The sequence below is a fragment of the Aureimonas sp. Leaf324 genome (assembly GCF_001423245.1).
GTDB lineage: Bacteria > Pseudomonadota > Alphaproteobacteria > Rhizobiales > Rhizobiaceae > Aureimonas.
Window position 1 is genome coordinate 18,869 of sequence record NZ_LMOH01000023.1, and the last position, 25,508, is coordinate 44,376.

At 67.4% G+C, this 25,508-nt stretch carries 23 protein-coding genes; 8 read left to right on the top strand and 15 right to left on the bottom strand.

The window, feature by feature from the left end:
- The first annotated feature begins 270 nt into the window (after positions 1–270).
- Both mprF and ASF65_RS12325 read left to right on the top strand, forming a co-directional pair.
- Positions 271–2,862 carry a bifunctional lysylphosphatidylglycerol flippase/synthetase MprF gene (mprF, locus tag ASF65_RS12320; protein WP_055889594.1) on the top strand — a complete coding sequence of 864 codons (2,592 nt, stop codon included), beginning with the start codon at positions 271–273 and terminating at the stop codon, positions 2,860–2,862.
- Positions 2,859–4,289, top strand: coding sequence for an AcvB/VirJ family lysyl-phosphatidylglycerol hydrolase (locus ASF65_RS12325; protein WP_055889597.1), 1,431 nt, complete (start codon positions 2,859–2,861; stop codon positions 4,287–4,289). Before mprF ends, ASF65_RS12325 begins: the two co-directional genes overlap by 4 nt.
- 13 nt (positions 4,290–4,302) lie before the next feature.
- Here the strand turns inward: ASF65_RS12325 and ASF65_RS12330 are convergent, their stop codons facing one another.
- Genes ASF65_RS12330 through ASF65_RS12370 form a run of 9 tightly spaced genes read right to left on the bottom strand, consistent with a single transcriptional unit; the run spans position 4,303 to position 11,578 of the window.
- Positions 4,303–5,085: an SDR family oxidoreductase gene (locus ASF65_RS12330; RefSeq protein ID WP_055889599.1), complete on the bottom strand. Its 783-nt coding sequence runs from the start codon at positions 5,083–5,085 to the stop codon at positions 4,303–4,305.
- Between the two features lie 49 nt (positions 5,086–5,134).
- Positions 5,135–5,473: a DUF423 domain-containing protein gene (locus ASF65_RS12335; RefSeq protein ID WP_055889604.1), complete on the bottom strand. Its 339-nt coding sequence runs from the start codon at positions 5,471–5,473 to the stop codon at positions 5,135–5,137.
- A gap of 20 nt (positions 5,474–5,493) precedes the next feature.
- Positions 5,494–5,874: a monovalent cation/H(+) antiporter subunit G gene (gene mnhG, locus ASF65_RS12340; protein WP_055889606.1), complete on the bottom strand. Its 381-nt coding sequence runs from the start codon at positions 5,872–5,874 to the stop codon at positions 5,494–5,496.
- Positions 5,871–6,236, bottom strand: coding sequence for a cation:proton antiporter (locus ASF65_RS12345; protein WP_055889610.1), 366 nt, complete (start codon positions 6,234–6,236; stop codon positions 5,871–5,873). The genes mnhG and ASF65_RS12345 overlap by 4 nt, the downstream gene beginning before the upstream one ends.
- Complete coding sequence (locus tag ASF65_RS12350; RefSeq protein WP_055889613.1) at positions 6,233–6,706, bottom strand: Na+/H+ antiporter subunit E; 474 nt, start codon at positions 6,704–6,706, stop codon at positions 6,233–6,235. Before ASF65_RS12350 ends, ASF65_RS12345 begins: the two co-directional genes overlap by 4 nt.
- On the bottom strand, positions 6,703–8,355 hold the full coding sequence (locus ASF65_RS12355) for a proton-conducting transporter membrane subunit (RefSeq protein WP_244486684.1): 1,653 nt from the start codon (positions 8,353–8,355) through the stop codon (positions 6,703–6,705). Before ASF65_RS12355 ends, ASF65_RS12350 begins: the two co-directional genes overlap by 4 nt.
- Before the next feature lie 41 nt (positions 8,356–8,396).
- Positions 8,397–8,774 (bottom strand): Na+/H+ antiporter subunit C, encoded by a 378-nt coding sequence (locus ASF65_RS12360; protein ID WP_055889619.1) that lies wholly within the window; start codon positions 8,772–8,774, stop codon positions 8,397–8,399.
- 15 nt (positions 8,775–8,789) lie between these two features.
- Positions 8,790–9,209 carry an MnhB domain-containing protein gene (locus ASF65_RS12365; protein WP_055889622.1) on the bottom strand — a complete coding sequence of 140 codons (420 nt, stop codon included), beginning with the start codon at positions 9,207–9,209 and terminating at the stop codon, positions 8,790–8,792.
- On the bottom strand, positions 9,206–11,578 hold the full coding sequence (locus ASF65_RS12370; protein WP_055889635.1) for a putative monovalent cation/H+ antiporter subunit A: 2,373 nt from the start codon (positions 11,576–11,578) through the stop codon (positions 9,206–9,208). The genes ASF65_RS12365 and ASF65_RS12370 overlap by 4 nt, the downstream gene beginning before the upstream one ends.
- Positions 11,579–11,780: 202 nt before the next feature.
- On the opposite strand from ASF65_RS12370, the gene msrB reads away from it, so the two are divergent.
- Positions 11,781–12,182, top strand: coding sequence for a peptide-methionine (R)-S-oxide reductase MsrB (msrB, locus tag ASF65_RS12375; RefSeq protein ID WP_055889638.1), 402 nt, complete (start codon positions 11,781–11,783; stop codon positions 12,180–12,182).
- 74 nt (positions 12,183–12,256) lie between these two features.
- Complete coding sequence (locus ASF65_RS12380) at positions 12,257–14,374, top strand: S9 family peptidase (RefSeq protein WP_055889640.1); 2,118 nt, start codon at positions 12,257–12,259, stop codon at positions 14,372–14,374.
- A 25-nt stretch (positions 14,375–14,399) separates the two neighbouring features.
- On the opposite strand, the gene ASF65_RS12385 is transcribed toward ASF65_RS12380, so the two are convergent.
- The 3 genes from ASF65_RS12385 to ASF65_RS12395 form a co-directional block, all read right to left on the bottom strand.
- A complete protein-coding gene (locus ASF65_RS12385) occupies positions 14,400–15,332 on the bottom strand; it encodes a cytochrome c (RefSeq protein WP_055889642.1) in 933 nt (310 codons plus the stop codon).
- 9 nt (positions 15,333–15,341) lie between these two features.
- Positions 15,342–15,797, bottom strand: a complete 456-nt coding sequence (locus ASF65_RS12390; RefSeq protein WP_082505527.1) for a cytochrome c — start codon at positions 15,795–15,797, stop codon at positions 15,342–15,344.
- Between the two features lie 163 nt (positions 15,798–15,960).
- Complete coding sequence (locus tag ASF65_RS12395; RefSeq protein WP_055889644.1) at positions 15,961–16,563, bottom strand: superoxide dismutase; 603 nt, start codon at positions 16,561–16,563, stop codon at positions 15,961–15,963.
- A gap of 298 nt (positions 16,564–16,861) precedes the next feature.
- Between ASF65_RS12395 and ASF65_RS12400 the strand changes: the two genes are divergently transcribed.
- Positions 16,862–17,587 (top strand): L,D-transpeptidase, encoded by a 726-nt coding sequence (locus ASF65_RS12400; protein ID WP_055889646.1) that lies wholly within the window; start codon positions 16,862–16,864, stop codon positions 17,585–17,587.
- A gap of 28 nt (positions 17,588–17,615) precedes the next feature.
- Here ASF65_RS12400 and kynU read toward each other — a convergent pair whose 3' ends face one another.
- Positions 17,616–18,818: a kynureninase gene (kynU, locus tag ASF65_RS12405; protein ID WP_055890278.1), complete on the bottom strand. Its 1,203-nt coding sequence runs from the start codon at positions 18,816–18,818 to the stop codon at positions 17,616–17,618.
- Between the two features lie 79 nt (positions 18,819–18,897).
- Positions 18,898–19,956: a phosphoesterase gene (locus ASF65_RS12410; protein ID WP_244486647.1), complete on the bottom strand. Its 1,059-nt coding sequence runs from the start codon at positions 19,954–19,956 to the stop codon at positions 18,898–18,900.
- 190 nt (positions 19,957–20,146) lie between these two features.
- Between ASF65_RS12410 and ASF65_RS12415 the strand changes: the two genes are divergently transcribed.
- Positions 20,147–20,449, top strand: coding sequence for a DUF2171 domain-containing protein (locus ASF65_RS12415; protein WP_082505529.1), 303 nt, complete (start codon positions 20,147–20,149; stop codon positions 20,447–20,449).
- A gap of 249 nt (positions 20,450–20,698) precedes the next feature.
- Here ASF65_RS12415 and ASF65_RS12425 read toward each other — a convergent pair whose 3' ends face one another.
- Positions 20,699–22,030, bottom strand: a complete 1,332-nt coding sequence (locus tag ASF65_RS12425; protein ID WP_055889650.1) for an MFS transporter — start codon at positions 22,028–22,030, stop codon at positions 20,699–20,701.
- A 174-nt stretch (positions 22,031–22,204) separates the two neighbouring features.
- On the opposite strand from ASF65_RS12425, the gene cyoA reads away from it, so the two are divergent.
- On the top strand, positions 22,205–23,425 hold the full coding sequence (cyoA, locus tag ASF65_RS12430; protein WP_055889652.1) for a ubiquinol oxidase subunit II: 1,221 nt from the start codon (positions 22,205–22,207) through the stop codon (positions 23,423–23,425).
- 60 nt (positions 23,426–23,485) lie between these two features.
- Positions 23,486–25,492, top strand: coding sequence for a cytochrome o ubiquinol oxidase subunit I (cyoB, locus tag ASF65_RS12435; RefSeq protein ID WP_055889655.1), 2,007 nt, complete (start codon positions 23,486–23,488; stop codon positions 25,490–25,492).
- Positions 25,493–25,508 lie beyond the last annotated feature (16 nt).

The window sequence follows — 25,508 nt, forward strand, 5'->3', positions numbered from 1 at the left end:
GCAGCAGGCCACACTCCATGGCTGACTGCCAATGTCGACCATGCAAGCGTCAACGTTATGGTTCCGTTACTTCTACGAACAGGTGCGCATTTTTCGCCTCATTTGAGGCACACGCGCTTTTCCGGGCAAACCGACGCAGCGGAAGCTTGCCGGGCTAAATTTTCCGCAAGGTGGGCGGCCCGGTCTTGTGGTGCGCCGCGATTTGCGCGAAGCCCCCAACGCCTCGAGCCGGGCGAGACTTGAGATCATGGGCAGAATGTGCGGGTGCCGATGAGCGTGGAAGCGGACGTCACGGAAGCCTCGAGCGGGCCGCGGTCCGGTCGGGGCTGGAAGACCTGGGTTCCGGTCGGCATCGGCCTTGCGATCTCGGGCGTCGCCTTCGCGACCCTGCATACGATGATGTCGAGCCTGTCGGTCGGCGAGATCCACGCCGCCGTGGCGGGCGTTCCCACCGGCGCGCTGGTGCTGGCGATCGTCTTCACCGTCGTCAGCTTCGCGGCCGTTTCGCTCTACGACGTCGTGGCCGTCGAGACGATCGCGCCCGGCCGGGTGTCGCGGCCCGTGGCCGCGGTCGTCGGTGCCGCGGGCTACGCCATCTCCAACGCCCTCGGCTTTCCGCTCCTGACCGGCGGCGCGCTGCGCTACCACGCCTACAAGTCCGGCGGCATCGAGCTTGCCGACATCGGGCGCATCGTCGGAACGTCCTGGTTCGCGCTGTGGTTCGCGCTCGCCATCATGCTCGGCGTCGCGCTGATGGTCGACCCGAGCGGCATTCCGCTCCTGAAGGATCTCGACCATCGCGTCGATCTCGTGCTCGGCATCGGCGTCGTCGCGCTGGTCGGCCTCTTCGTGCTCTGGCTGTCGCGCGGCGCGCGCGAGGTCAGGATCGGCCGCTTCCACATGGCACTGCCGTCCCACAAGGGCGCGCTGGTGCAGCTCGTCGCCGGCATCGTTGACGTTGGCGCCGCGGCCGCCGTGCTTTATGTGCTCATGCCGCCCGGCACGGTCGGCAGCTTTCTCCTGTTCTCGCTCGTCTTCGCGGTGGCGACCGTCGTCGGCGTCGCCTCATCGGCGCCCGGCGGCCTCGGCGCGTTCGAGGCCACCCTTCTCGTCACGCTCGGATTGTCGGACCGGGCGGACGTCGTCGCGGCCCTCGTTCTCTACCGCCTGATCTACACGGTCCTGCCGCTCGTCGTGACCGTCGTGGCGCTCGCCGTGATCGAAGCCGTCCGGCGTCGGGGCGTCGTGGCCGGCCCGGCCAAGGAACTCTTCCGGGCGGTCGAGCCGATCGTGCCGCCGGCCGTCGCCGCGCTCACCTTCGGCGGCGGGCTCGTCCTCCTCGCCTCCGGCTCGCTGCCGAGCGTCGCCTCGCGCATCGGCGTCCTCGGCGACATGGTGCCCCTCCCCTTCATCGAGATGTCGCAACTGGCCGCGAGCTTCGTCGGCGTCGCGCTCCTGATCGTCGCGCGCGGGCTTGCCAAGCGGCTGTGGCGCGCCTGGGTCGTGTCGCTCGGCCTGCTCCTGGCCGGCGCGGTCTTCGCGCTGTTCCGCGGTCTCGACTGGGAGGAGGCCGTCCTCCTGGTGATCCAGGCGACGCTCCTCCTCGGCTTCCGCCGCGCCTTTTATCGCCGGTCGGTGCTCAACCCCTTCGCGCTCACCTGGAGCTGGCTCGCCGCGGTGCTCGCCACCGTCATGGCCTCGATCTGGCTAGGCTTCTTCGCCTATCGCCATGTCGAATACGCCAACACGATGTGGTGGGACTTCGCGCTCGACGCCGATGCGCCGCGCTTCCTGCGTGCCAGCGTCGTGGCGGTCGCGATCGTCGCCGCGGTCGGCCTCGATGTCGCCATTCATCGGCGCACGGAGAAACTGCATCGGGCCAGCGCGATCCCGCCGGAGGTCGCGCCCATCGTCGCCGCCTCACCCTCGACCGACGCCTGGCTCGCCCTTCTCGGCGACAAGCGCTTCCTGTTCTCGCCCGACCGCCGCGGCTTCGTCATGTACGCGCGCTCGGGCGGCAGCCTGATCGCGCTCGGCGAGCCGGTCGGCCCGCCCGACGTCGTGTCCGAACTCGCCTGGAGCTTCCGCGATCTCGCCGACCGGCAGGCTGAGCGACCGGTCTTCTATCAGGTCGGACCGCAGAGCCTGCCGCTGTTCCTCGACATGGGCCTCAGCGCCCTGAAGCTCGGGGAGGTCGCGCGCGTCGACCTGCCGAACTTCAAGCTCGAGGGCCAGAAGATGCAGAACCTGCGCACCGCCATGCGGCGCGCCGAGCGCGAGGGCTTGTCGTTCGAGATCATCGGGCCGGAGGCGGTCGTCGCCGAGATGGCCGAACTTCGCGCCGTCTCCGACGCGTGGCTGGAGAACAAGGCAGGCTCGGAGAAGGGCTTCTCGCTCGGCTACTTCGACGAGGCCTATCTCTCGCACTTCGACATGGCGGTGATGCGAAAGGACGGCGCCATCGTCGCCTTCGCCAACCTCTGGCGCGGCGCCGACAAGGAAGAGCTGTCGATCGACCTGATGCGGTTCCTGCCGGACGTCTCGCGCGTCCTCATGGATGCCCTGTTCGCCCGGCTCCTCCTCCACGGCAAGGAGGAGGGCTACCGCTGGTTCAATCTCGGCGCCGCGCCCCTGTCGGGTCTCGTCGACCGGCGCGGCGCTTCGCGCTGGAACCGCTTCGGCTCGTTCCTCTATCGCCGAGGCGGCAATTTCTACCATTTCGACGGGCTCAAGGGCTTCAAGCAGAAGTTCAATCCCGTGTGGACACCTCATTACCTGATCTGCCCGGGCGGGTTCGACACCGCCAAGTGCCTCGTCGACGTGACCGCCCTCATCTCCGGACGCCCGAAGCAGGATCCATGACGCGCACTCTTTCCGTACTGTCCGCATCGCTCGCTCTCATGCTTCTGGGCGGCGCAAGTTCCGCCTATCTCGCCTCGCACGCCCTCGACCAGGCGGCGGGAAGTCTCGCGGCCGCCCGCATCTCGTCCGAGAACCTGCAGAACGTCGACGTCCTGGCGCCCGACGACGACGCGCGCGGGCTCGTCGTCCTCGTGTCCGATCGCGGCGGCATCACCCGCGCCGACCGTGACCTTGCGGCGGAGCTCGTGTCGTCCGGCCTGATCGTCATTCCGGTCGATCTCGATCGCTGGCGCGCGGCGCTGGAAACCGACGCCGGGCCCGACGGGGAGTGCCTCTATCTCGGCTCCGATCTCGAGGGCATCGCCAAGGAAGCGCTGCGGGCACTCGAACTCGACACCTACTTCCATCCGGTCGTCGTCGGCCGGGGCGAAGGCGGGACGCTGGCCTATGCCGCCGTCGCCGACGCGCCGGCCGCGACGCTCGCCGGCGGCGTCGCGCTGGATGCGCCGCCCCTCGCCCACACGCGCATCCCCGTCTGCGAAGGCGCTGCGGCGACGCCCGCCGGTCCCGGCGCCTTTTCCTACGACCGCAGCGCCGACCTGCCGGCGCCGTTCACCTTCGTCGCCTCCGAGGGCACGGAGATCGCGACCGCGATGACCGCGCCGATGCGCGCCGGCCAGAGTGCGATCGCCACGCCCGACGCACGGGCGACCGCGGTCGTGCAGGGGGCTCTCGCGATCGCCGATGCGGACAGGACCGAACTGCCGATCGTGGTGGGCAAGCCGAAGGGACATCCCAAGGGCGTCGTCGTCTTCTTCTCCGGCGACGGCGGCTGGCGCGACCTCGACAAGACGATCGGCGACTGGCTGACGGCCGAGGGGATCGAGGTCGTCGGCGTCGACTCGCTCCGCTATTTCTGGTCGGAAAAGACGGCGCAGCAGATGGCCGACGATATCGGCGCCATGCTGACGAACGTGAAGCCGGCCGCCAACGTGCCGATCGGCCTCTTTGGCTACTCGTTCGGGGCCGACACCCTGCCCTTCGCGATCGCCAAGCTCGATCAGAGGTGGGCGCAGCGCGTCTCGTTGATCGGCCTTCTCGCGCCTTCGACGCAGACCGGCTTCCAGATTTCCGTCGGCGGCTGGCTCGGCATGTCGACCGGCGACAACGACGTGGTGGAGGCCGCATCGCATCTTCCGGCCGAGCGCGTCCTTTGTGTGTACGGCTCGGAGGAGGACGACACCGCCTGCATCGAGCCGAAGCTCGCCGCGTTCACCAAGCTGCCGATCGAGGGCGGCCACCATTTCGACGGCAACTACGACGCGCTCGCCGCACGGCTCCTCGCGGCCCTGCGCGGCGGGCCGCAGGCAGCGCTCGCGACACCGCCCGCCCCGGCCGGCCCCCCGGCGCCGCCATCCGCCAACTGACCGCGCCCGGCGGTCAGGGCATCAGCTGACCACCGTTCACCTCGAGAATCTGTCCGGTGACGTAGCCGGACAGGGTGTTGGCGGCGAGGAAGAGGTAGGCGGGCGCGCAGTCCTCGGCGGTGCCGAGCCGCTTCATCGGGATCGCCGCGGCGGTCGCGTCGAGCTTGTCCTTCGTCGAATAGCGGCGATGGAAGTCGGTCATGATCGTGCCGGGCGAGACGGCGTTCACCCGGATGCCGTCCGGTGCCAGTTCCTTGGCGAGCGTCTTCGTCCAGGCCGAGACGAAAGCCTTGGCACCGGAATAGAGCGCCGAGCCGGCGCTCCCGCCCTGCCGGCCCGAGATCGAGACGGTGTTGACGATCGAGGCTCGTTCCGCCCGGCGCAGCGCCGGCAGGAGGGTGCCGGTGAGCGCCACGACGGAACGGATGTTGAGATCGAGGACGTGGTCGTAGTCCTCGCGCGTCTCCTGGCCCGTCGGAATGCGTCCGCCCATCGTGCCGGCATTGTTGACGAGGACGTCGATCGCGCTCGCATGGGACAGGATCTCCCGCGCGAGCTCCGCGCCGCCATCCGGTGCGGCGAGATCGCCGGTGAGGAGCTTCAGGTTCGCCCGCGCGCCGGACGGCAGGCGCGCCAGAAGGTCGCCCTCGACATGCGACAGGTCGCGCCCGGCATGGGCGATGACCTGCGCGCCGCAACGCAGGAACGCCGTCGCGACGGCCGCCCCAATGCCTCGCCCCGCTCCCGTGACCACCACCGTGCGGTTCGCGAACAGCTTCTCGTCGAATCCCGTCATACTTGTCTCCCATGCCGGCCCGCATGGGAGCCATCGCGCCGACGCGGCGTCAAGCCGAGCGGCGCGGAAGGACGGCAAGGATCGCGAGCATCAGCCAGGCGAGGATGAGGATCGTGCCGCCGATCGGCGCGGCGTTGGCGAAGAGGCGCTCGCCCGTCACGGCCCGCAGGGCCACGTCGCCGGAAAACAGGAGCGTGCCGAGGATCATCAGGGATCCGGGCAACACGGGAGCACGTAGGATCCCGATCGGCGCCAGCCCAAGCGCCAAGAGTGCCGGCGCATGCACGAAGGCGATCGCGGCCGCGATGGCGACGAGGTTGGCTTGCGCGCCCCCATGGGCCGCGAAGGCCGCACCGGCCGTGCCGGCCGCGCCGAACAATCCCGCCATTGCGATCAGCGCACGAGAGCTCACAGGATCGGCCTCTGCGACGCGCCGCCGTCGCCCTCTTCCGTCGCGGGTTTGCGCGCCTGCATTTCGTCGAGGACCGAGCCGGACCACATGCGATACCCCGCCGAATAGGCCGCCTTCCCGAGAAGATGGGCCGCGATCGGCGCGGTCAGGAAGAAGAACACGATGGCCGCGATGGCGCGCAGCACCTCGGCGGTCTGGACCGAGACGATGGCGAGCGCGACGAGGGCGAGAGCCGATCCCACCGTGCCGGCCTTCGAGGCGGCATGGACGCGGGTGTAGAAGTCCGGCAGGCGCAGGATGCCGACGGAGGCGACCAGCGCGAACAGCGCGCCGAGGATGACGAACAGGGCGGCCAGAAGATTGCCCATCGCGGTCATGGCTGCGGCTCCTCCGACAGGACGACCTCGTCCGGTTCGTCGCTCAATGCGATCGCGACGGGCGAACGCTCCGTGTCGCCGCGCGCCATGATGAAGCGCGCGAACGAGATCGTGGCCAGAAAGCCGACGAGACCGAGCGCGATGGCGATATCGACGTAGAGCGTGAACCCTGTGTCGATGCCGATCACCGCGATCAGCCCGATCGAGGAGCTCGTCAGGACGTCGAGCCCCAGAACGCGGTCCGGCAGCGTCGGTCCCTTCCAGATGCGCACGATCGTCAGCGTCAGCGAGAGGCAGAGAAGCACGAGCGCGATCGACAGCGCCCAGTCGAGGACGATCTCGGAAAACTGCAGGAAGCTCATTCCGACAGCTCCAAGATGCGGCGCTCGAAGCCCTCCGAAATTTCCCGGCGGCGCGCGTCGGGATCGGAACAATCGAAGGCGTGGACGTAGAGAGTACGCTCGTCGTCCGAGATGTCGAAGATCAGCGTGCCCGGCGTTAGCCCGACGAGATTGGAGAGAAGCGCGATCTGGAACTCGCTGCGGACCTTGTGGCGATAAAGGAAGACGCCGGGCTTCAGCTCGAGCTTCGGCCGCATGACGACGACCGCGACGCGCCATGCCGACACGGCGAGATCGTAGATCAGGAAGAGGATCAGCGAGGCGACCTTGCGGCCGTTCTGGAAATAGCTCCCCGCGCCCACCTGCTCGCGGATGAGATAGAGCGATGCGCCGCCGAGGAAGAAGCCGAAGATCAGGTTCGCCAGGCTGAACCCGCCGGTGATGACCAGCCAGACGAGCGCGAGGAGGAGGTTGGCGACGAAGGGGCTCATGGCACGGCTCCGAGGACAGCCGAGAGGTATTGCGAGGGGTGAAGCACCTGATGGGCGGCCTGCATCGACAGGCCGGCCAGTGGCTCTGGCCAGATGCCGATCGCGATCACGAAGACGCAAAGCGCGACGAGCGGGATCGTCGCCAGCGGGCGTCCGGGCGGCGGCGCCCGGAAGGCGTCTTCGCCAGCGTGTGGTTCCGGGTCGGCCAGCGCCGGCAGCGGCCGCCAGAAGGCCAGCGCGAACACGCGGGCGCAGGCGATGGTCAGCAGGAAACCCGACACGAGCACGGCGAAGGCGAGCCACGGCAGGTCGGCCGAGATCGATGCCCGCACCAGCAGCATCTTCGGCCAGAAGCCCGAGAAGGGAGGCAGGCCGGAGACGGCGAGAAGCAGCACCAGCATCAGCGCCGAAAAGAGCGGGTGCCGCCGCCACAACCCGCCCATCTCGTGGAGCGACGACGAGCCGTTGCGGAAAGCCGCGACACCCGCGGCGAGGTACAGCGCGGTCATCACCACGATGGAGTGGACGGCGTAGAAGATCGCACCGGCCAGACCCGTCGCCAGCGGCCCATCCGCGGAGACGCCGCTTGCGACCCCTCCCCCCTCCATGCCGCTCCGCAGAACGCTGGCCGCACCGGTGGTGATGGCGCTCGACGCGCTTTCGAGGACGGGCGGGATCGCGATACCCGCGAGGATGGTGCCGATGCCGGTGATCACGGCGTAGTTCAGCATGCGCCTCAGATCCGACTGCGCCAGTGCGCCGAGCGCGCCGAACAGCATGGTGAGCGCCGCCATCCAGGCGATGACGAACCCGAGCCCGCCGCGCTCCGGCGGAAACAGCATGAGGACGACGCGGATCAGGGCGTAGATACCGACCTTCGTCAGAAGGCCGGCGAACAGGGCCGACACCACGAAGCGGGGCGTGTGGTAGGATGCGGGCAGCCAGAAGTTCAGCGGAAACGCCGCCGCCTTCATCGCAAAGGCCACGACGAACAGCGAGGCGATGGTGAGAAGGATGCCGTTCCCTTCCATCTGCGCCGACTTGACCGCGATATCGGCCATGTTGAGCGTGCCGAAGAGGCCGTAGAGGTAGCCGATCGTCAGGAGGAAGAGCGTCGCGCCGATGAGGTTCAGGAAGCAGTATTTGGTCGCGCCGTCGAGCTGCTCGCGCTCGGAGCCGAGGATCAGGAGCCCGAAGGACCCGATCAGCATCACCTCGAACCAGACATAGAGGTTGAAGATGTCGCCGGTCAGGAACGCGCCGGACACGCCGCCCATCACCATGAACAGGAACGGATAGAACCCGTAGCGGCGCCCTTCCTCGTCGATCGAGGCGATCGCGTAGATGCCGCAGGCGAGCCCGGCAAAGCCCGCAACTGAGAGGAACAGGGCGCTGAGGAGATCGGCCGTGAACGAGATGCCGAACGGCGGCCGCCAGCCGCCCATCGCCATGGACATCGGCCCGCCCTCGGCGATGCGCCAGAGGAGGGCGAGGTCGGTGGCCAGAAGGAGCGCCAGCCCGATCACCGCGATCACCGGATGAAGATCCATGCGCCGGCGCATCATCAGGAGGATGGCGCCGAAGACGAAGCAGATCACGACCGGCAGCACGAGGAGCGCCTGATCCGGCGTGAACCGGTCGAGCACCATGGCCTGCGAAATTAGGGTGGCGGTTTCGTCCATCGTCTTCCTCAGTAGCCGAGGGGCGGCAGCCCCTCGTCCTCGGGCTCGGCCACGCGCATCTCCATCGTGTCGTCGGTCTCGAGGTCCTGGTAGGCGCGGTAGGCGAGGACGAGGAGGAACACGAAGAACGAGAAGGAGATCACGATCGCGGTCAGCACCAGCGCCTGCGGCACAGGGTTGGCGATGTCCTGCGGCGGGACCTTGAGACCCGCCGGAATGAGCGGCGGGGCGATCGGGCTGATCCGGCCGGCGACGAAGAGCGACAGGTTGACCGAATTCCCGAGCAGCACCACGCCCAGCAGCATGCGGATGATGTAGCGCGACAGCAGCAGGTAGATGGTGACGGAGAACATCACGGCGACGAGGCCGGCCAGGGCGATTTCCATGTCAGACGGCCTCCCTCATCCCGAGTAGCGTTCTTCGAGCGACAGCGCGATCGAGGAGATCGCGCCGACGATGACGAGGAAGACGCCGAGATCGAAGATCAGCGTCGTCGACAATGCGAGTTCCGCGCCCGCCACGGACACGAAGGCCCAAAGTCCCGTCATGAACTGCGCGCCGCCGAAGAGCGGCATCAGACCCGCGATCACCGCGACGATAAGGCCGAACCCGGCATAGGCGATCGGATGGAAGTGAAGCGCCCGGCGCACCGCATCGACGCCGCAGGCCATGCCGTAGACCGCGATGGCGGACGAGGCGATGAGGCCGCCGATGAAGCCGCCGCCCGGCTCGTTGTGACCGCGCAGGAGCACGAACAGCGAGAACAGGAGCATGAGGGCCGTGATGTAGGGCGCAGTCACGCGGAAGATGACGGTCCTCATGGGTGCAGCTCCCCGGACCGGCGCCGCCGTTTGCGCGAATGGCGTCCGTCCGGCTTCGTCGCCCGGATGCGCACGAGCGCGAGGATCGCGGCGCCCGTCGTCAGGACCACGGCGATCTCGCCCCAGGTGTCGACGCCGCGGAAGTCGACGAGGATCACGTTCACGACGTTGCGCCCATGCGCGATCGTATAGCTGTAGGTCTCGTAGAATTCGGCGAGCTTCGTGTCGAACGGGCGCTGCGTGACGGCGAGGAGCAGAAGGCCGAACCCGATCCCGCCGGCGGCAGCCAGCCCCGCCTCCGGCACGATCTTACTCCACGGACGCCGGTCGGCAGGCATCAGGCGAAGCCGCGTCATCACGAGGGCGAGGATCGAGACCGACAGGATCTCGACCATGAACTGCGTGAACGACAGGTCCGGCGCCCCGAGGAGCATGAAGAGGAGCGCGACCGCCAGCCCCTGGATGCCGAGCGAGACGATCGCCGTGAGACGGCTCGCCGAGAACGCGACGACGAGAATACCGAGGATGACGATGCCGATGATCGCCCATTCGTAGAAGAAGAGGCGCGGGAACTCGGGCACGGCCGGCAGCGACCGCGTCCAGACCAGCGTGATCCAGACGGTCGCGACGATGACGCCGAAGGTCACGCGCATGTAGATGTCGAGACGACCGGGCTGGAGGCGGTTGGTGATGTGCCAAGCGATGGCGACGAGCCCGCGCAGCGCCTGATCGAAACCCTTGTCCGGTCCCCATCCGATCCGTGCGAGAAGCGCGGCGATGCCGGAGCGCATCCGCTGGGCGCGTAGGAACAGCACGACGCCGAGCGCGACCGTCAGGATCGAGAGGATCAGCGCCGGCCCCCAGTGGAAGCCGAGCGCGATGTCCACCGCCAGCGCCCCGTCGAGGGCGGGCGGCGACATCGGATTGGAGATGAACTTGTGCGTCGTCTGCGAGAAGATCGCCGCGAGAAGGCCGATCACCCCGAGAAGGAGCGGTCCGAACCAGATCATCGGGCTGGTCTCGTGCGCGCGCCGCATGCCGCTCGGCAACGGCCCGAGGAACGGCTTCAGGGCCACCAGAAGCGCGACTGCGAACATCAGGGCATTGCCGGCCACGGCCGCGATCGTCGTCAGGACGCCGCGAAGGTCGGCCGTTGCGGTCGCCGCGTAGACCTCTTCCTTGGCGAGGAAGCCGAAGAGCGGCGGCAGGCCGCCCATCGCCGCCGCCCCGAGGATCGCCGCGGCGAAGGTGACGGGCATTTTCAGGCGAAGGCCGCCGAGCGCGCGGATGTCGCGCGTTCCCGCGCCGTGGTCGATCGAACCCGCGACCATGAAGAGGCACGCCTTGGCCAGCGAATGGGCGAAGAGGTAGAGCACCGCCGCCTCGATCGCGAGCTCCGACCCGATGCCGAGCAGCATGACGAGAAGGCCGAGCGAGGCGACCGTGGTGTAGGCGAGCATGAGCTTGATGTCGCTCTGGCGGAGCGCCAGCACGGCGCCGACCACCAGGGTGACGCCGCCGAAGAGCGGCAGGACCGTCGCCCAGATGACGCTGTCGCCGACCATCGGGAACATGCGCATCAGGAGATAGATGCCGGCCTTCACCATCGTCGCGGAATGAAGGTAGGCGGACACCGGCGTCGGCGCCTCCATCGCGTTGGGCAGCCAGACGTGGAAGGGCATCTGCGCCGACTTCGTGAAGGCCCCGAGGAGGACCAGAAGCAGGGCCGGAACGAAGATGCCGCTGGTGCGGAATGCGTCGGGCGCGTCGAGAAGGAGGCTCAGCGACGACAGCCCCGTCCCCTCGCGGATCATCAGGAGGCCGGCCAGGAGCGCCAGCCCGCCGCCGCCGGTGACGACCAGCGCCTGCACGGCGCCGCGCCGCGCCGCCTCGCGCTCGTGGTCGAAGCCGATAAGCAGGAAGCTGGTGATCGACGTCAGCTCCCAGAAGATGAAGAGCGTGATGAGATCGTCGGCCAGGACGAGGCCCAGCATCGAGCCCATGAAAAGAAGGATGAACGCGTGGAAGCGGCCGCGCTTGGAGCCGCGCGGCATGTAGCCGCCGGAGTAGAGGACGACGAGCGCACCGATGAACAGGATCAGGAAGGCGAAGCCGAAGGACAGGCCGTCGAGCCGGAAGGCGAAACGCACGCCGAACGAGGGAACCCAGTCGAAGCCGAACAGGATCGGCACGCGGGCCTGAACCTGCGCGCTCTGCTGGAAGAGGATGGCGAGACCGCCGATCGGAAACAGCGCGAGGAAGACCGAACCGAGCCGGTCGAGGAGAATGATGCTGAGGGGAGCGACGAGGGCTCCTAGGAACGGAAGCGCCAGAGCGAGAAACAACAGTCCGTCCGAAAGGTGGTCCATCCAGTCCCCGTGATGCCTCGCGCGCTGCGCGGCATTCCTCATGCCGCTACGCAGCAAAGGCTAGAGCCGGGACCCCAATTTTCAAGGTTAAACAGCGCGTGAACGGTGCATGTGCGCGGGGTCCGCGAGCCTCTGCGCTTGTGGGAGAGGCCCGGCAATCCTAGCTAGGCACCAATCGAGGAATGCCGTGAAGGAGAGGACGATGGCCGAGCATCAGAAGGTGAACAAGAGCGACGCGGAATGGCGCGAGCAGCTCACGCCCGAGCAGTACCAGGTGGCCCGTGGCCACGGGACGGAGCGTCCCTTCACGGGACCCAACTGGGACCAGAAGGCGGACGGCCTCTACACCTGCGTGTGCTGCGATCGTCCGCTGTTCCGCTCGGAGACGAAGTTCGACTCCGGCACCGGCTGGCCGAGCTTCTACCAGCCGGTCGATCCGGCCTCGGTGGACGAGGTGACGGACCGGTCGCACGGCATGGTTCGCACGGAGGTCCGCTGCCACGACTGCGACGCCCATCTCGGCCATGTCTTCGACGACGGCCCGCGCCCGACGGGCCTGCGCTACTGCATGAACGGATATGCGTTGAACTTCCAGCGCGATTGAGCGACGAGGTTCCCCGAAGGCGGGGCGCCTCCGGCGTCCCGTATCCTGCCCTTGCGGCCCTGAACGGACACGCCATGCCCTCCGCCTTTCGCGACGACCTTCCCCCTCCCCCGCCTGCCGTGCGCCGTCCCGTCTCGGACGAGCGCCATGGCCAGACGCGAACCGACGACTACGCTTGGCTGCGCGCCCCGAACTGGCAGGAGATGTTCAAGGACACGAGCCTGCTCGACCCGGCGATCCGCTCGCATATCGATGCGGAGAACGTCTATTCGAAAGCGGTGCTCGGCGACCTCGACGCGCTGAAGGCGGAGCTGATCGCCGAGATGCGCGCGCGCATCAAGGAGGACGACTCGTCCGTTCCGGCGCCCGACGGTCCCTATGCCTACGGCGTGTCCTATCGGCACGGAGCCGAGTACCCCCGCTTCGTCCGTTGTGCGCGCGAGGGCGGCGACGAGCGCGTGATGCTCGACGGCGAGATCGAGGCCGAAGGAACCGACTACTTCTCGCTGGGCGGCGTCGACCACTCGCCGGACCACCGATGGCTCGCCTGGTCGCGCGACGACAAGGGGTCGGAGTTCTACGATCTGTCCGTGCGCGATCTCGAGACGGGCGATGACACGGCCGAACTCATCGCCGATACGAGCGGCGGCGTCGCGTGGGACGCCCGCTCGCACGGTTTCTTCTACACCCGCCTCGACGCCAACCACCGGCCGAGCCGCGTCTTCTACCATGCGCTGGGCACCGCCCCGGCCGACGACCCGCTGATCTACGAGGAGACCGACACCGGCTTCTTCATGGGCGTCGGCGGCACACAGGGGAACGGCTTCGTCATCATCGACATCCACGATCACGAAACTTCGGAAGCCTGGCTGATCCCGGCGATGAACCCGGCCGCCGAGCCGCGCCTCGTGGTGCGCCGCCAGACCGGCGTCGAGTACGACATCGACGAGGGCGACGGCACCCTTTACATCCTGACCAACGCCGACGGCGCGCGCGACTTCAAGATCGTGACCGCGCCGGCCGACCTGCCCGGCAAGGAGAACTGGCGCGACCTCGTTCCCCATGAGGACGGGCGCCTGATCCTCAGCCATCTGATCCTGAAGCGCCACCTCGTCTGGCTGGAGCGCCGGGACGGCCTGCCGCGCATCGTCGTGAAGCGTCTTGCCGATGGCGCCGAGCATGTCGTGGCCTTCGAGGAGGAGGCCTACTCGCTCGGCCTCGGCGGCACCTACGAGTTCGACACCGACACGATCCGCTTTTCGTATTCGTCGATGACGACGCCGAACCAGACCTTCGAGTACGATCTGGAAACCCGCGAGCGCCGGCTCCTGAAGACGCAGGAAGTGCCGTCCGGCCACGACCCTGCGGCCTACGTCACGCGCCGCATCCATGCCCCGGCGGCCGACGGCGAGACGGTGCCGATCTCGCTCGTCTATCGCCGCGACACGCCGCTCGACGGCTCGGCCCCGTGCCTCCTCTACGGCTACGGCTCCTACGGGATGACCATTCCCGCCTCGTTCAACACCAATTGCCTGTCGCTCGTCGACCGCGGCTTCGTCTACGCGATCGCCCATATCCGGGGCGGCAAGGACAAGGGGTTCCGCTGGTACGAGGCGGGGCGGCGCGAGCACAAGCGCAACACGTTCACCGACTTCATCGCGGCGGCCGATCATCTGGTTGCCAAGAACTACACGCGTCACGACCGGATCGTCGCCAATGGCGGGTCGGCCGGCGGCATGCTGATGGGCGCGGTCGCCAACATGGCGCCGGAGAAGTTCGGCGGCATCGTCGCGGTGGTCCCGTTCGTCGACGTCCTCAACACGATGCTGGACGACACGCTGCCGCTGACGCCGCCGGAATGGCCGGAATGGGGCAATCCCATCGTCTCGCCCGCCGACTATGCGACGATCGCGGGCTACAGCCCCTACGACAACGTGAAGCCCCAGGCCTATCCGCCGATCCTGGCGCTCGCGGGCCTCACCGACCCGCGGGTGACCTACTGGGAGCCGGCCAAGTGGGTGGCGCGCCTGCGGGCGGTGAAGACCGACGGCAATCCCGTCGTGCTGCACACCAACATGGGGGCCGGCCACGGCGGCGCGTCGGGCCGCTTCGCCAAGCTCGAGGAGGTCGCGATGATCTACGCCTTCGCGCTGAAGCTTATGGGTCTGCCGGCCAAGCGGCCGGCCGCCTGACGAATCCTCGCAAGCGGGGGGAGCGTCAGTTCCCCTCGCCGCTTGGTGCGATAGCGGGGATCGCCTTCAGATAGGCTGCGATCGCCGCGCGGTCTTCCGGCAAAAGCTTCGCCAGGTTGTTCTGGACTGCGACCATCGAGCCGCCGACGCTGTCGAAGTCCGGCGTGAAGCCGGTCTCGAAATAGGTCGCGAGATCGGCCTCCGACCAGTCGGCCGTCTCGCCGCCCGGCGTGATGTCGGGAATGTTGCCGTCGCCCTCGGGCGCCGGACCACCGGCCAGCCAGCGAGAATGATCGAGACCGCCGAGCCCGCCGAAGGTCCGCGGCGTGTGGCATTCGCCGCAATGGCCCGGCCCCTCGACGAGATACTGCCCGCGTTTGACCGCCTCGGACGCGTCGGTCGGCAGCACGACGACCGGCGCCGGATCGAGGAAGACGCGCTGCCACAGCCCGACGCCTCGGCGAATGCTGTAGGGGAATGCGAGATCGTTGGGCGGCGAGATGGTCCCCGAAGTCGGCAGCGTCATCAGATAGGCATGGAGGTCGGCGATGTCGCCGGCGGTCATGCGCGCATAGGACGTGTAGGGAAAGGCGGGATAGAGCGGCTGGCCGTTCGGATCGACGCCGCGCTGCATCGCGTTGGCGAAGTCGGCCAGCGACCAGGCACCGATCCCGGCCTGCGGGTCCGGCGTGATGTTGGGCGCGTGGAACGTTCCGAACTTCGTCACCAGCGGCGGCCCTCCGGCCAACACCACCGGACCGTCGCCCGCAGGCTCGGACGGCGCGTGGCAGGACGCGCATCCGCCGGCGTGGAACAGGCGTTCGCCGCGCGCCGCGTCGCCGCTTCCCTCGGCGGCGATCGCTTCCAATGGCAGGCGACGGGGCGTCGTCAGGGCATAGGCGCCGCTGGCGACGACCACCACGGCGCCCAGCGCCACGAGGATCCGGCGCGCGGCCACCGGATCGGGCTACTTCGCGCGGAACTGCTGGTGGCAGCTCTGGCAGTTGGCGGCGACGCTCGCGAACGCCGTCTTGAAGGCCTCCACGTCGGCCGGCTTGGCATCAAGCGCGGCCTGTGTATCGGCGACGAACTTGGCGTTTGCCGCCTCGAACTCGGCCGGCTTCTCCCAGATCGCCGGCGAGGCTTCGGTCTTCCCACCGGTCTTGGAGTCCTCCGGGAACAGCGTGCCGAACGTCTTCGCGTCGGCGTTCAGCATCGTGAAGATCGCGTTCGCCTTGGCGGCGTCGTAGGGCTCCTCACCCTTGATCAGCGCGTTGGCCGAACGTGCCGCCTTGGCGTTGTTCTTCATCAGCTGCTGGCGCTCGGCGATGACGTCGGTGTTCTGTGCCGTTGCCGGCAGGAGGGGCGCCAGAAGCGCTGCGGAGACCACGAGACCCGCGAAACCCATCTTCCAAGTCGACATGTCCGATTCTCCAGGAGCCAGATTTGGAACGTCTCCAGAGAGACAACAGGGGAATGGTCGCCCTGTCCATCCATCTTCGATGACGCACCGATGCCGGAATGGAAAAGGCCCCGCCGCAGCGGGTGCGGCAGGGCCTCTCGAATGGATCGGAGCGCGTCGGCGATCAGGCGCCGGCGGCCTCGTAGCGCTCCAGGACGTAATCCCAGTTGATCAGGTTGTCGACGAACGCCTCGAGGTACTTCGGGCGGGCGTTACGGTAGTCGATGTAGTAGGAATGCTCCCACACGTCGACGCCGAGGATCGGGGTCGCGCCGTGCACCAGGGGGTTCTCGCCGTTCGGCGTCTTGACGATCTGCAGCTTGCCGTCCTTCACGGCGACCCACGCCCAGCCCGAACCGAACTGCGTCTTGCCGGCTTCCACGAAATCGTTGCGGAACTTGTCGTAGCCGCCGAGATCGGAATCGAACGCCGTCTGCAGCTTGCCGGGCAGGCTCTTGCCGCCGCCGTTCGGCTTCATCCACTTCCAGAAGTGGATGTGGTTGTAGTGCTGGCCCGCGTTGTTGAAGAGCGGCTGGTTCTTGCCGAAGGACTGCTTCACCACCTCTTCCAGCGACGCGTCGGCGAGACCGGCGTCGGCGGCAAGCTTGTTGCCCATGTCGACATAGGCCTGGTGATGCTTGTCGTGATGATACTCCAGCGTCTCCTTGGACATGTACGGCTGGAGGGCATCGTAGGCGTAGGGGAGTTCGGGCAGGGTGAAGGCCATCGGTCGTCTCCTTCTTCGCGAGCCCCCGGCGTGGCGATTCGGTCTCGCCGGCGGGCGCTGAAACCGGGCCCTTAGCTAGAGCCTCCCCGCTTGTTTGTCAGCCTCGCGCGTTGCGAAAGACCAGCTGAGCGGGGAATATCCTTCCCCGGCCGAACCGCCGCGCCGCCGGCGTCAGGAGACCTTAAGGCTTGGGAACGAAGATCGAACCCGCGCGTTCTCAGCGCATGTGTTGACTCGACCGGATCGCAAGCCTTCAGCAAAAAGGGGGCAGGTGCGGTCGCCAAGTTCTGGCTGGATCATGACCGAAGATCGTTCCCCGCGCGCCCTCTCGCGCCGTTCCCTGCTTCAGGGGCTCGGCCTCGGGGCCGCCGCCCTCGCCCTGTCCGGGTGCACCACCGACAACCGCGCGCGCATCGCCAATCTGACCCCGTTCAACGGCGGCACCGGCCCGTCCGGCGTCAGCCCGGAATACCTGACCGCCTACGGCCCGATCCAGGACGGCGGGTACACGATTCCGGGCATCGACTTCCGCCGGATGGACCTGCGCTACCTACGCCGCGAGGTCGCCTACGCCGGTCCGGAAGAGCCGGGCACCATCATCATCGACACCCCGACGCGCTACGCCTACCTCATTCAGCCGGGCGGCACCGCGATGCGCTACGGCGTCGGCATCGGCCGCGACGGGTTCGCCTGGGAGGGCCGAGCGAAGGTCCAGTTCAAGCGCGAGTGGCCGCGCTGGACGCCGCCGGCCGAGATGATCGCGCGCCAGCCGGAACTCGAGATCTATCGCGAAGGGATGGAGCCGGGGCTGAAGAACCCGCTCGGCGCCCGCGCGCTCTACCTCTTCCAGAACGGACAGGACACGCTCTATCGCCTGCATGGAACGCCGGAGTGGTGGACCATCGGCAAGGCCGTATCGTCGGGCTGCGTGCGGTTCATGAACCACGACATCATCGACCTCTACGACCGCGCCAGCGCCGGCGCGAACGTGATCGTCAATCAGGCGGGCGGCGCGACGGTCTGATCCGCCGCCCCTCCCTTATCGCCGCCGGTCAGGTCACCTTGTTTCGGCGGCGATAGTCCGGGCGGTCCCAGCGACCGCTCGCCAGGATCTCGAGGAGGACGGCCGCACCGCGCCGCACGTCGTCCTCGCCGAGATAGAGCGGCGTAAAACCGAAGCGCATGATGTCGGGGGCGCGATAGTCCCCGATCACGCCCTCCGCGATCAGCGCCTGCATCACCGCATAACCCTCGGCATGACGGAACGAGACCTGCGATCCCCGCCGCGCGGGGTCCTCGGGCGATGCCAGTTCGAGCTCCGGACGGGAGCGTCGGACCTCGGCGATGAAGAGTTCCCCCAGTTCGATCGAGCGGGCGCGCAGAGCCTCCATGTCGATCCCCTCCCAGGCGTCGAGCGCCGCATCGAGCGCGGACAGCGCCAGGATCGGCGGCGTTCCGACCCGCATCCGCTCGACACCCGCCGCCGGCCGGTAGGTCGGCTCGAAGGCGAAGGGCGCGTCGTGGCCGAACCAGCCGGACAGGGCGGGCCGAACGGCATCGGAGAGCCGCGGCGCGACATAGATGAAGGCCGGCGCGCCGGGCCCGCCGTTCAGGTATTTGTAGGTACAGCCCACGGCAAAGTCCGCCCCGGCTGCCGCAAGGTCGATCGGCAGGGCCCCGGCGGAATGGGCGAGATCCCAGATCACGAGGGCTCCCGCCTCGTGCGCCTTGCGCGTCAATCCGGCCATGTCATGCAGACGGCCGGTCCGATAGTCGACCTGCGTCAGCATGACGACGGCGACGCTTTCGTCGATCGCAGCCTCGACGGCTTCCGGCTCGACGACGCGAAGTTTGTGGCCGCGGTCGAGCGAGGCGATCAGCCCTTGCGCCATGTAGAGGTCGGTCGGGAAGTTGCCGGTGTCCGACAGGATTACGCGTCGATCGGGCCGGAGTTCCAGAGCAGAGGCGAGCGCCTGAAAGACCTTGATCGACAGGGTGTCGCCCATGACGACCGTCCCCGCCGGTGCTCCGATCAGGCGGCCGACGCGGTCGCCGACGCGGCGCGGCAGATCGACCCAGCCAGCGCTGTTCCAGGCGCCGATGAGCTGCCCGCCCCATTCGCTCGCGATCACCTCGGCGACGCGCGGCCCGACGCTTTTCGGCAGCGCGCCGAGCGAATTGCCGTCGAGATAGACGAGGCCGTCGGGAAGGTCGAACAGCGCGCGGGTGGCGCGGAAGGGATCGATCGGGGACATGGGCTCCAGTCGCATGGCCGCGCCGACGCAGAAGGCGTCTTCGCGTGGCGCCCTTCTTGCGCCGGAAGGCGTTCGTCCTTCAAGGGGCGCCGGCCGGCACCGTCATCTCGGGCCCGAAGCCGAGAGCGTGAACGAACTCGTTCCAGTCCTTCGCCCGCAAGGCGCCACCGGACGCGGCCCGGTGACCGTTGCCGTACTGCTCGTCGGCGCCTGCCGGACGGACCTCGGCGAGAAATCGGAGGATGTCACGGTCCGTCGCCGTGCGTGCGGCAAAATGCACCCAGCCCTCGCGATAGCCGGTGTTGGCGGCGATCACGAGCCGATCCTTGAGACGTCCGCGCCAGGCCTGCGCCACCAGCGGATGGATCTGGCAGGGCGAGGAGAAGCGGATGATCGCGACATCGCCGACCACCTTCGGAGCGACCTTCCGCGCCTCGTCGAGCGCCACCGCGACCTCGGCCTTGGCCGCGAGAAGCGAGCCCGTCTCGGGATAAGCACCGGAGAGAACCGCCTTCGGCCCGTCCGCCTTTTCGAGAAGGTCGAAGGCCGCCGACGCATCGCCGCTCGCGGTGCGACGGGGCGCGTTGACGAGCGACGTGGCCTTGCGAAGTGCGGTGATGCCGTAGCGCGCCCTGGCTTCGGCCATTTCGTGGAACCCCGCCTCGTCGGCGAGGTCGCCGATCAACCCGATCGCGGCGAGCCACAGGAGGTCGCCGGCATCGCCGACCGACTGGGCGCATCGGTAGGCCAGAAGGCTGGACGTCGGGACCGGATCGTCCGCGATGCCGCTGATCGTCAGCGCGTTGACCGGTCGCCCGGTGGGAACGTGATGATCGACGACGATGGCCGGAACGTCCTCGCGCGGCAGACGCGCGGCCGTGCCGAGGTCCGCGATCACCAGTCCGCCGATCTGCAGCCCGGCGAGTTCCTGCCGAAACGCATCCGAATAGGCGTTCTCGCCCTTGCCGACGATGCGCACCGACGGTGGTCGACCGGCTCGCGTCATCGCAGCCTTGAGGATGACGCCGGCCGACAGGCCGTCGGCATCGTTGTGACAGATGAGGAGCGGTTCGGGGCCGAAAGTTCGCAGCCGCTCGGCAAACGCCTCCGGTCGGTCGAAGCGAGGCTCCTCTCCCATGACGTCGGCCCTTCCCAACATTCCCGATGGGACCACAACGCGCCCTCTTCGATCACGCTCCACCGCAAGCGTTCGCTTGGCCAGCCAAGCAGTCCGCCGTGGGCTGCCGGAACCGCGCCTCGCGAAACCCCATTGCCGAACCATCGACGGACGGGCGCGCCTGCCCGGCTGGCATGAAAGAGATGGGCCCATGGTGGACCGCACGAGGATCGAAGAGCATCAGGACGTGAGGGGGTCGGACGGCGGCCATGTCGGCACCGTCGACCACCTCGACGGCGACCGGATCAAGCTGACGAAGACCGACCCGGCTGCGGGCGGCGAACACCACTTCATCCATCTCGACAGCGTGGATCGCGTGGAAGCGGGCGCGGTGATCCTGAACCGGACGACCGCGCAGGCGCGCGACGAATGGGGCGTCGAAGCCGTCGGCAGCGCACCGGACGAGACCGACGAGCATGGCGCCCAACCGGGCTCTGCGACCGCCGGCCCCTGATCCATTCCGCTGGAAATGAGTGCGTTGGCACCTGCGGGTGCCAACGCCGAACCGGAGAACGATCCCCATGGACAGCATGCCCAAAGGTTCCGGAGCGCTTCTGCGCGTCTGGCGCGTTCTTTTTGGCGGAAGCGAAGGCGTCGGAATGACCCGGTTGATGGTCTTTCTCGCCGCCTACGTCCTCGTCGGCGGTCTGATCTTTCGCCTTCGCCACGCGCTGACGCTCGATCGGACCGCCCGCCTCGGCGGTCAGACCGCTCGCAGCCGCATCTGCCGGTTCACGCGAAGGGCGATCAACGTGCACACCGCGCCGGACAGGAGATAGATGCCGACGGCGATGAGGCCGAACCTGCTGGTCGCCCCGAGCGCGACCAGCGGCGCGAAGCCGGCGCCGATCAGCCACGCGAGGTCGGTGGTCAGCGCGGAACCCGTGTAGCGATCGCGCCCCGCGAAGTTCGACGCGACGGCGCCGGCGGACTGGCCGTGCGACAGGCCGAGAAGCGCGAAACCGATCATGATGAAAGCGGTCTGCGCCGTCGAGCCACCGCCCAGAAGGAACGGCGTCGCGACGCTGAAGGCCGCGATGGCGATAGCGCAGGCGCCCAGGTGCGTGCGCCGACCGACGCGATCGGCGATCGAGCCGGACAGGAGGATGCACACGAGACAGATCGCTGCGCCGCCGAGCTGCATCAGCAGGAACTCGCCGGGCGAGCGGTTCGAGAAGATGTCGACGTAGGAGATCGGGAAGATCGTGACGAGATGGAAGAGCGCGAAGCTCGCCAGCGGGACGAAGGCGCCCACGAGCACCGCATTGCCCTGCTTGGCCACGAGTTCCTTGACGCTGACCGGCGTCAGGTCGCGGCTCTCGTAGAGCTCGGCATATTCTTCCGTCGCGATCAGGCGAAGGCGGGCGAAGAGCGCCACGACGTTGATCGTGAAGGCCACGAAGAACGGATAGCGCCAGCCCCAGCCGAGGAAGTCCTCGGCCGCGAGGTTGAGGTAGAAGAAGGCGAAGAGCGAGCTTGCGAGAATGAAGCCGATCGGCGTGCCGAGCTGCGGCAGCATCGCGTACCAGGCGCGGTGCTTCTCCGGCGCGTGCATGGCAAGGAGCGACGCCAGACCGTCCCAGGCGCCGCCGAGCGCGAACCCCTGCCCGAGGCGGAACACGATGAGCGCGACGATCGCCCATATGCCTGCGGACTGGTATCCCGGCAGAAAGGCGATGGCCGCTGTCGAGCCGCCGAGGAGGAAGAGCGCGATCGTCAGCTTGACCCCTCGTCCGTGCCGGCGATCCACTTCCATGAACAGGATCGAGCCGAACGGACGGGCGATGAAGGCGAGGCCGAAGATGGCGAACGCATAGAGCGTGCCGGTCAGCTTGTCGGTGAACGGGAACATCAGGGCCGGGAAGACGATCACCGATGCGATGCCGTAGACGAAGAAGTCGAACGCCTCCGAGGCGCGCCCGATCACGACGCCGATCGCCAGTTCGCCGGGCGACACATGGCCGTCGGTCGAGACGAGACGGGCGTCGCGTTCCATTTCCGTGGACGAGGCCACTGACTGGTTCGGCGTCGACATGCCGCAGCTCCTGAGAATGGGGGCGTGATGCCCGCCCCCTAAATTTATGGCGTGCTCCGATGCCGAATAGGTCGCCCGCTGCATATTCGTCAAACGAAGCGCGGTTGGACAAAACGTCCAATCCCCATTCCGCACCGCAAAACATACATCGCGGAACAAGACATCGGGACTGAGATGGTCGTTTTGCTCCAGAGATCCTTGCGCGCCCTGGCCGTGCTGCCGCTCCTGCTGATCCTCGGCGGGTGTAACCTTGTGGTGATGAATCCCTCCGGCTTCATCGCCAACCAGCAGGCCAACCTCATCCTTATCTCAACCGGCCTGATGCTGCTCATCATCGTGCCGGTGATCATCGCGACCTTCTGGTTCGCGTGGCGCTATCGCGCCAGCAACGCGGACGCCAAATACGACGGCGACTGGCATCATTCGACGCGCCTTGAGGTGTTGATCTGGACCGCGCCGCTGATGATCATCATCGCGCTCGGCGCCGTCACCTGGATCTCGACGCACCTGCTCGACCCCTACCGGCCGCTCGACCGCATCGACGCCGTCCGCCCCGTGACTGCGGACACCCCGCCGATCACCGTGGAGGTCGTCGCGCTCGACTGGAAGTGGATGTTCTTCTACCCGGAATACGGCATCGCGACGGTCAACGAGCTGGCCGCGCCGGTGGATCGGCCGATCAACTTCAAGATCACCTCCAGCGCGATCATGAACACGTTCTACGTGCCGGCCCTCGCCGGCATGATCTACGCCATGCCCGGCATGGAGACGAAGCTCCACGCTGTGATCAACAAGCCCGGCGTCTACGAGGGCATGTCGGCCAACTATTCGGGCGCCGGCTTCTCGAACATGCACTTCAAGTTCCACGGCTTCGCCCAGGGCGACTTCGATGCCTGGGTGCAGAAGGTGCGCACCGAGGGGCAGCCGCTCGACCGCGCGCGCTATCTCGAGGTCGAGAAGCCGAGCGAGGCTGAGCCCGTCCACTACTACTCCAGCGTCGAGGATGGCCTCTACAAGGCGGTTCTCAACATGTGCACGGCACCCGGAAAGATGTGCATGGATGAGATGATGCACATCGACATGCAGGGCGGTGCCGGCATCGAAAGCACAGAGAATCGCGACCGCCTGATCTACGACGGCCACCGCAACCACGACGGCGCCGGGCATGGTCCCGAAGGCTATGCCGGGGCGTCCGGCGGAAGCGAAGCGCAGGGCGCGACGTTCCCGGCCTCCGGGCGCGAGTCCCGATCTGAGGAGACCCCGGAAGGCGTCGCACCCATGGGCTCCTCCGGCGACGCCGGGCACGAAGGCATGAGTGGCATGAACGGACACGAAGGTCACGGCGCCCCATCCGGCGGCGAGATCGCACCGAACCAACTGAACCAGACGAACTGACCGACGGCCGGGGTCCTCCCAGCCTCGGCTCGAAACAGCGCGAACCAGCGGATCCGACCAATGTTTTCCAATATGGATCTACAGCAACTGGTGTTCGGGCGCCTGACGCTCGATGCCATTCCCCTCCACGATCCCATCCTCCTCGTGACGTTCGCCGTGGTCGCCATCGGCGGCACCGCGCTGGTCGCCGCGCTGACCTATTACAAACTGTGGGGCTACCTCTGGACGGAGTGGTTCACCACCGTCGATCACAAGAAGATCGGCATCATGTACTGCATCCTGGCGATCGTGATGTTGCTGCGCGGCTTCTCCGACGCGATCCTGATGCGCACGCAGCAGGCCATCGCCTTCGGCGCGAACGAGGGATACCTTCCCCCGCACCACTACGACCAGATCTTCACCGCCCACGGCGTGATCATGATCTTCTTCGTGGCGATGCCGTTCATCACCGGTCTGATGAACTACGTCGTGCCGCTGCAGATCGGCGCACGCGACGTGGCGTTCCCGTTCCTCAACAACTTCTCGTTCTGGATGACGGTCGGCGGCGCGGTGATGGTGATGTTCTCGCTGTTCGTGGGCGAGTTCGCGCGCACCGGCTGGCTGGCGATGCCGCCGCTGTCGGGACCGGCCTATAGTCCGGGCGTCGGCGTCGACTACTACATCTGGGCCCTGCAGATCGCGGGCGTCGGAACCTTGCTGTCGGGCATCAACCTGATCGTCACGATCGTGAAGATGCGCGCGCCCGGCATGACCATGATGAAGATGCCGATCTTCACATGGACCTCGCTCTGCACCAACGTCCTCATCGTCGCCGCCTTCCCGGTGCTGACGGCGGTGATGACCCTCCTCTCGCTGGATCGCTACGTCGGGACGAACTTCTTCTCGAACGATCTCGGCGGCAATCCGATGATGTACGTGAACCTCATCTGGATCTGGGGTCACCCGGAGGTCTACATCCTGATCCTGCCGGCCTTCGGCATCTTCTCCGAGGTCGTCTCGACCTATTCCTCGAAGCGTCTCTTCGGCTACGCGTCGATGGTCTACGCGACGGTCGTCATCACGATCCTCTCCTACCTCGTCTGGCTGCACCACTTCTTCACGATGGGCTCGGGCGCCAGCGTGAACTCGTTCTTCGGCATCACGACGATGATCATCTCGATCCCGACGGGCGCGAAGATCTTCAACTGGCTGTTCACGATGTATCGCGGGCGCATCCGGTTCGACGTGCCGATGCTGTGGAGCCTCGGCTTCATGGTCACCTTCGTGATCGGCGGCATGACCGGCGTGCTCCTCGCCGTTCCCCCGGCGGACTTCGTGCTGCACAACTCGCTGTTCCTCGTGGCGCACTTCCACAACGTCATCATCGGCGGCGTGCTGTTCGGCCTCTTCGCCGGCGTGAACTACTGGTTCCCGAAGGCCTTCGGCTTCAAGCTCGACGAGTTCTGGGGCAAGATGAGCTTCTGGTTCTGGCTGACCGGCTTCTGGTTCGCCTTCGCGCCGCTCTACGTGCTCGGCCTTATGGGCGTGACGCGCCGCATGAACCACTTCGAGGATCCGTCGCTGCAGATCTGGTTCGTCATCGCGGCCTTCGGCGCCTTCCTAGTGGCGCTCGGCATCGCCTCGTTCCTGATCCAGATCTACGTGAGCATCAAGAACCGCGACAAGCTGCGCGACGTGACGGGCGACCCTTGGGGCGGGCGCACGCTGGAGTGGGCGACCTCCTCGCCGCCGCCGGCCTACAACTTCGCCTTCACCCCGATGATCCACGACGGCGATGCGTGGTGGGACATGAAGCGGCGCGGCTACGTCCGTCCGCTCACCGGCTTCCGTCCTGTCCACATGCCTGCGAACACGGGTGCGGGCGTGATCCTGGCCGGCCTGTCGGTGGCCTGCGGCTTCGCCCTCGTGTGGTACATCTGGTGGCTGGCCGCCCTGTCCTTCGTCGCCATCATCGGGACGACGATCGTGCACAGCTTCAACTACAAGCGCGATTTCTACATCCCGGCCGATGAAGTGGCCCGGGCCGAGCAGGAGCGCACGCAGCTCCTGGCGACATTGGGAGTCTGATCGATGGCCCACGCAA

What these genes read in the sequence shown, in the direction of transcription:
- ASF65_RS12370 (WP_055889635.1), bottom strand. Translation starts at nt 11,578, where the DNA reads ATGGACCACCTTTCGGACGGACTGTTGTTTCTCGCTCTGGCGCTTCCG.
- kynU (WP_055890278.1), bottom strand. Translation starts at nt 18,818, where the DNA reads ATGTCCCCGATCGATCCCTTCCGCGCCACCCGCGCGCTGTTCGACCTT.
- ASF65_RS12400 (WP_055889646.1), top strand. Translation starts at nt 16,862, where the DNA reads ATGACCGAAGATCGTTCCCCGCGCGCCCTCTCGCGCCGTTCCCTGCTT.
- cyoA (WP_055889652.1), top strand. Translation starts at nt 22,205, where the DNA reads ATGGTCGTTTTGCTCCAGAGATCCTTGCGCGCCCTGGCCGTGCTGCCG.
- ASF65_RS12390 (WP_082505527.1), bottom strand. Translation starts at nt 15,797, where the DNA reads ATGTCGACTTGGAAGATGGGTTTCGCGGGTCTCGTGGTCTCCGCAGCG.
- ASF65_RS12415 (WP_082505529.1), top strand. Translation starts at nt 20,147, where the DNA reads ATGGTGGACCGCACGAGGATCGAAGAGCATCAGGACGTGAGGGGGTCG.
- ASF65_RS12350 (WP_055889613.1), bottom strand. Translation starts at nt 6,706, where the DNA reads ATGAGCCCCTTCGTCGCCAACCTCCTCCTCGCGCTCGTCTGGCTGGTC.
- cyoB (WP_055889655.1), top strand. Translation starts at nt 23,486, where the DNA reads ATGTTTTCCAATATGGATCTACAGCAACTGGTGTTCGGGCGCCTGACG.
- ASF65_RS12380 (WP_055889640.1), top strand. Translation starts at nt 12,257, where the DNA reads ATGCCCTCCGCCTTTCGCGACGACCTTCCCCCTCCCCCGCCTGCCGTG.
- ASF65_RS12325 (WP_055889597.1), top strand. Translation starts at nt 2,859, where the DNA reads ATGACGCGCACTCTTTCCGTACTGTCCGCATCGCTCGCTCTCATGCTT.
- ASF65_RS12335 (WP_055889604.1), bottom strand. Translation starts at nt 5,473, where the DNA reads ATGGCGGGATTGTTCGGCGCGGCCGGCACGGCCGGTGCGGCCTTCGCG.
- ASF65_RS12365 (WP_055889622.1), bottom strand. Translation starts at nt 9,209, where the DNA reads ATGAGGACCGTCATCTTCCGCGTGACTGCGCCCTACATCACGGCCCTC.
- ASF65_RS12345 (WP_055889610.1), bottom strand. Translation starts at nt 6,236, where the DNA reads ATGAGCTTCCTGCAGTTTTCCGAGATCGTCCTCGACTGGGCGCTGTCG.
- msrB (WP_055889638.1), top strand. Translation starts at nt 11,781, where the DNA reads ATGGCCGAGCATCAGAAGGTGAACAAGAGCGACGCGGAATGGCGCGAG.
- ASF65_RS12410 (WP_244486647.1), bottom strand. Translation starts at nt 19,956, where the DNA reads ATGGGAGAGGAGCCTCGCTTCGACCGACCGGAGGCGTTTGCCGAGCGG.
- mprF (WP_055889594.1), top strand. Translation starts at nt 271, where the DNA reads ATGAGCGTGGAAGCGGACGTCACGGAAGCCTCGAGCGGGCCGCGGTCC.
- ASF65_RS12330 (WP_055889599.1), bottom strand. Translation starts at nt 5,085, where the DNA reads ATGACGGGATTCGACGAGAAGCTGTTCGCGAACCGCACGGTGGTGGTC.
- ASF65_RS12360 (WP_055889619.1), bottom strand. Translation starts at nt 8,774, where the DNA reads ATGGAAATCGCCCTGGCCGGCCTCGTCGCCGTGATGTTCTCCGTCACC.
- ASF65_RS12395 (WP_055889644.1), bottom strand. Translation starts at nt 16,563, where the DNA reads ATGGCCTTCACCCTGCCCGAACTCCCCTACGCCTACGATGCCCTCCAG.
- mnhG (WP_055889606.1), bottom strand. Translation starts at nt 5,874, where the DNA reads ATGACCGCGATGGGCAATCTTCTGGCCGCCCTGTTCGTCATCCTCGGC.
- ASF65_RS12355 (WP_244486684.1), bottom strand. Translation starts at nt 8,355, where the DNA reads ATGGTGCTCGACCGGTTCACGCCGGATCAGGCGCTCCTCGTGCTGCCG.
- ASF65_RS12425 (WP_055889650.1), bottom strand. Translation starts at nt 22,030, where the DNA reads ATGTCGACGCCGAACCAGTCAGTGGCCTCGTCCACGGAAATGGAACGC.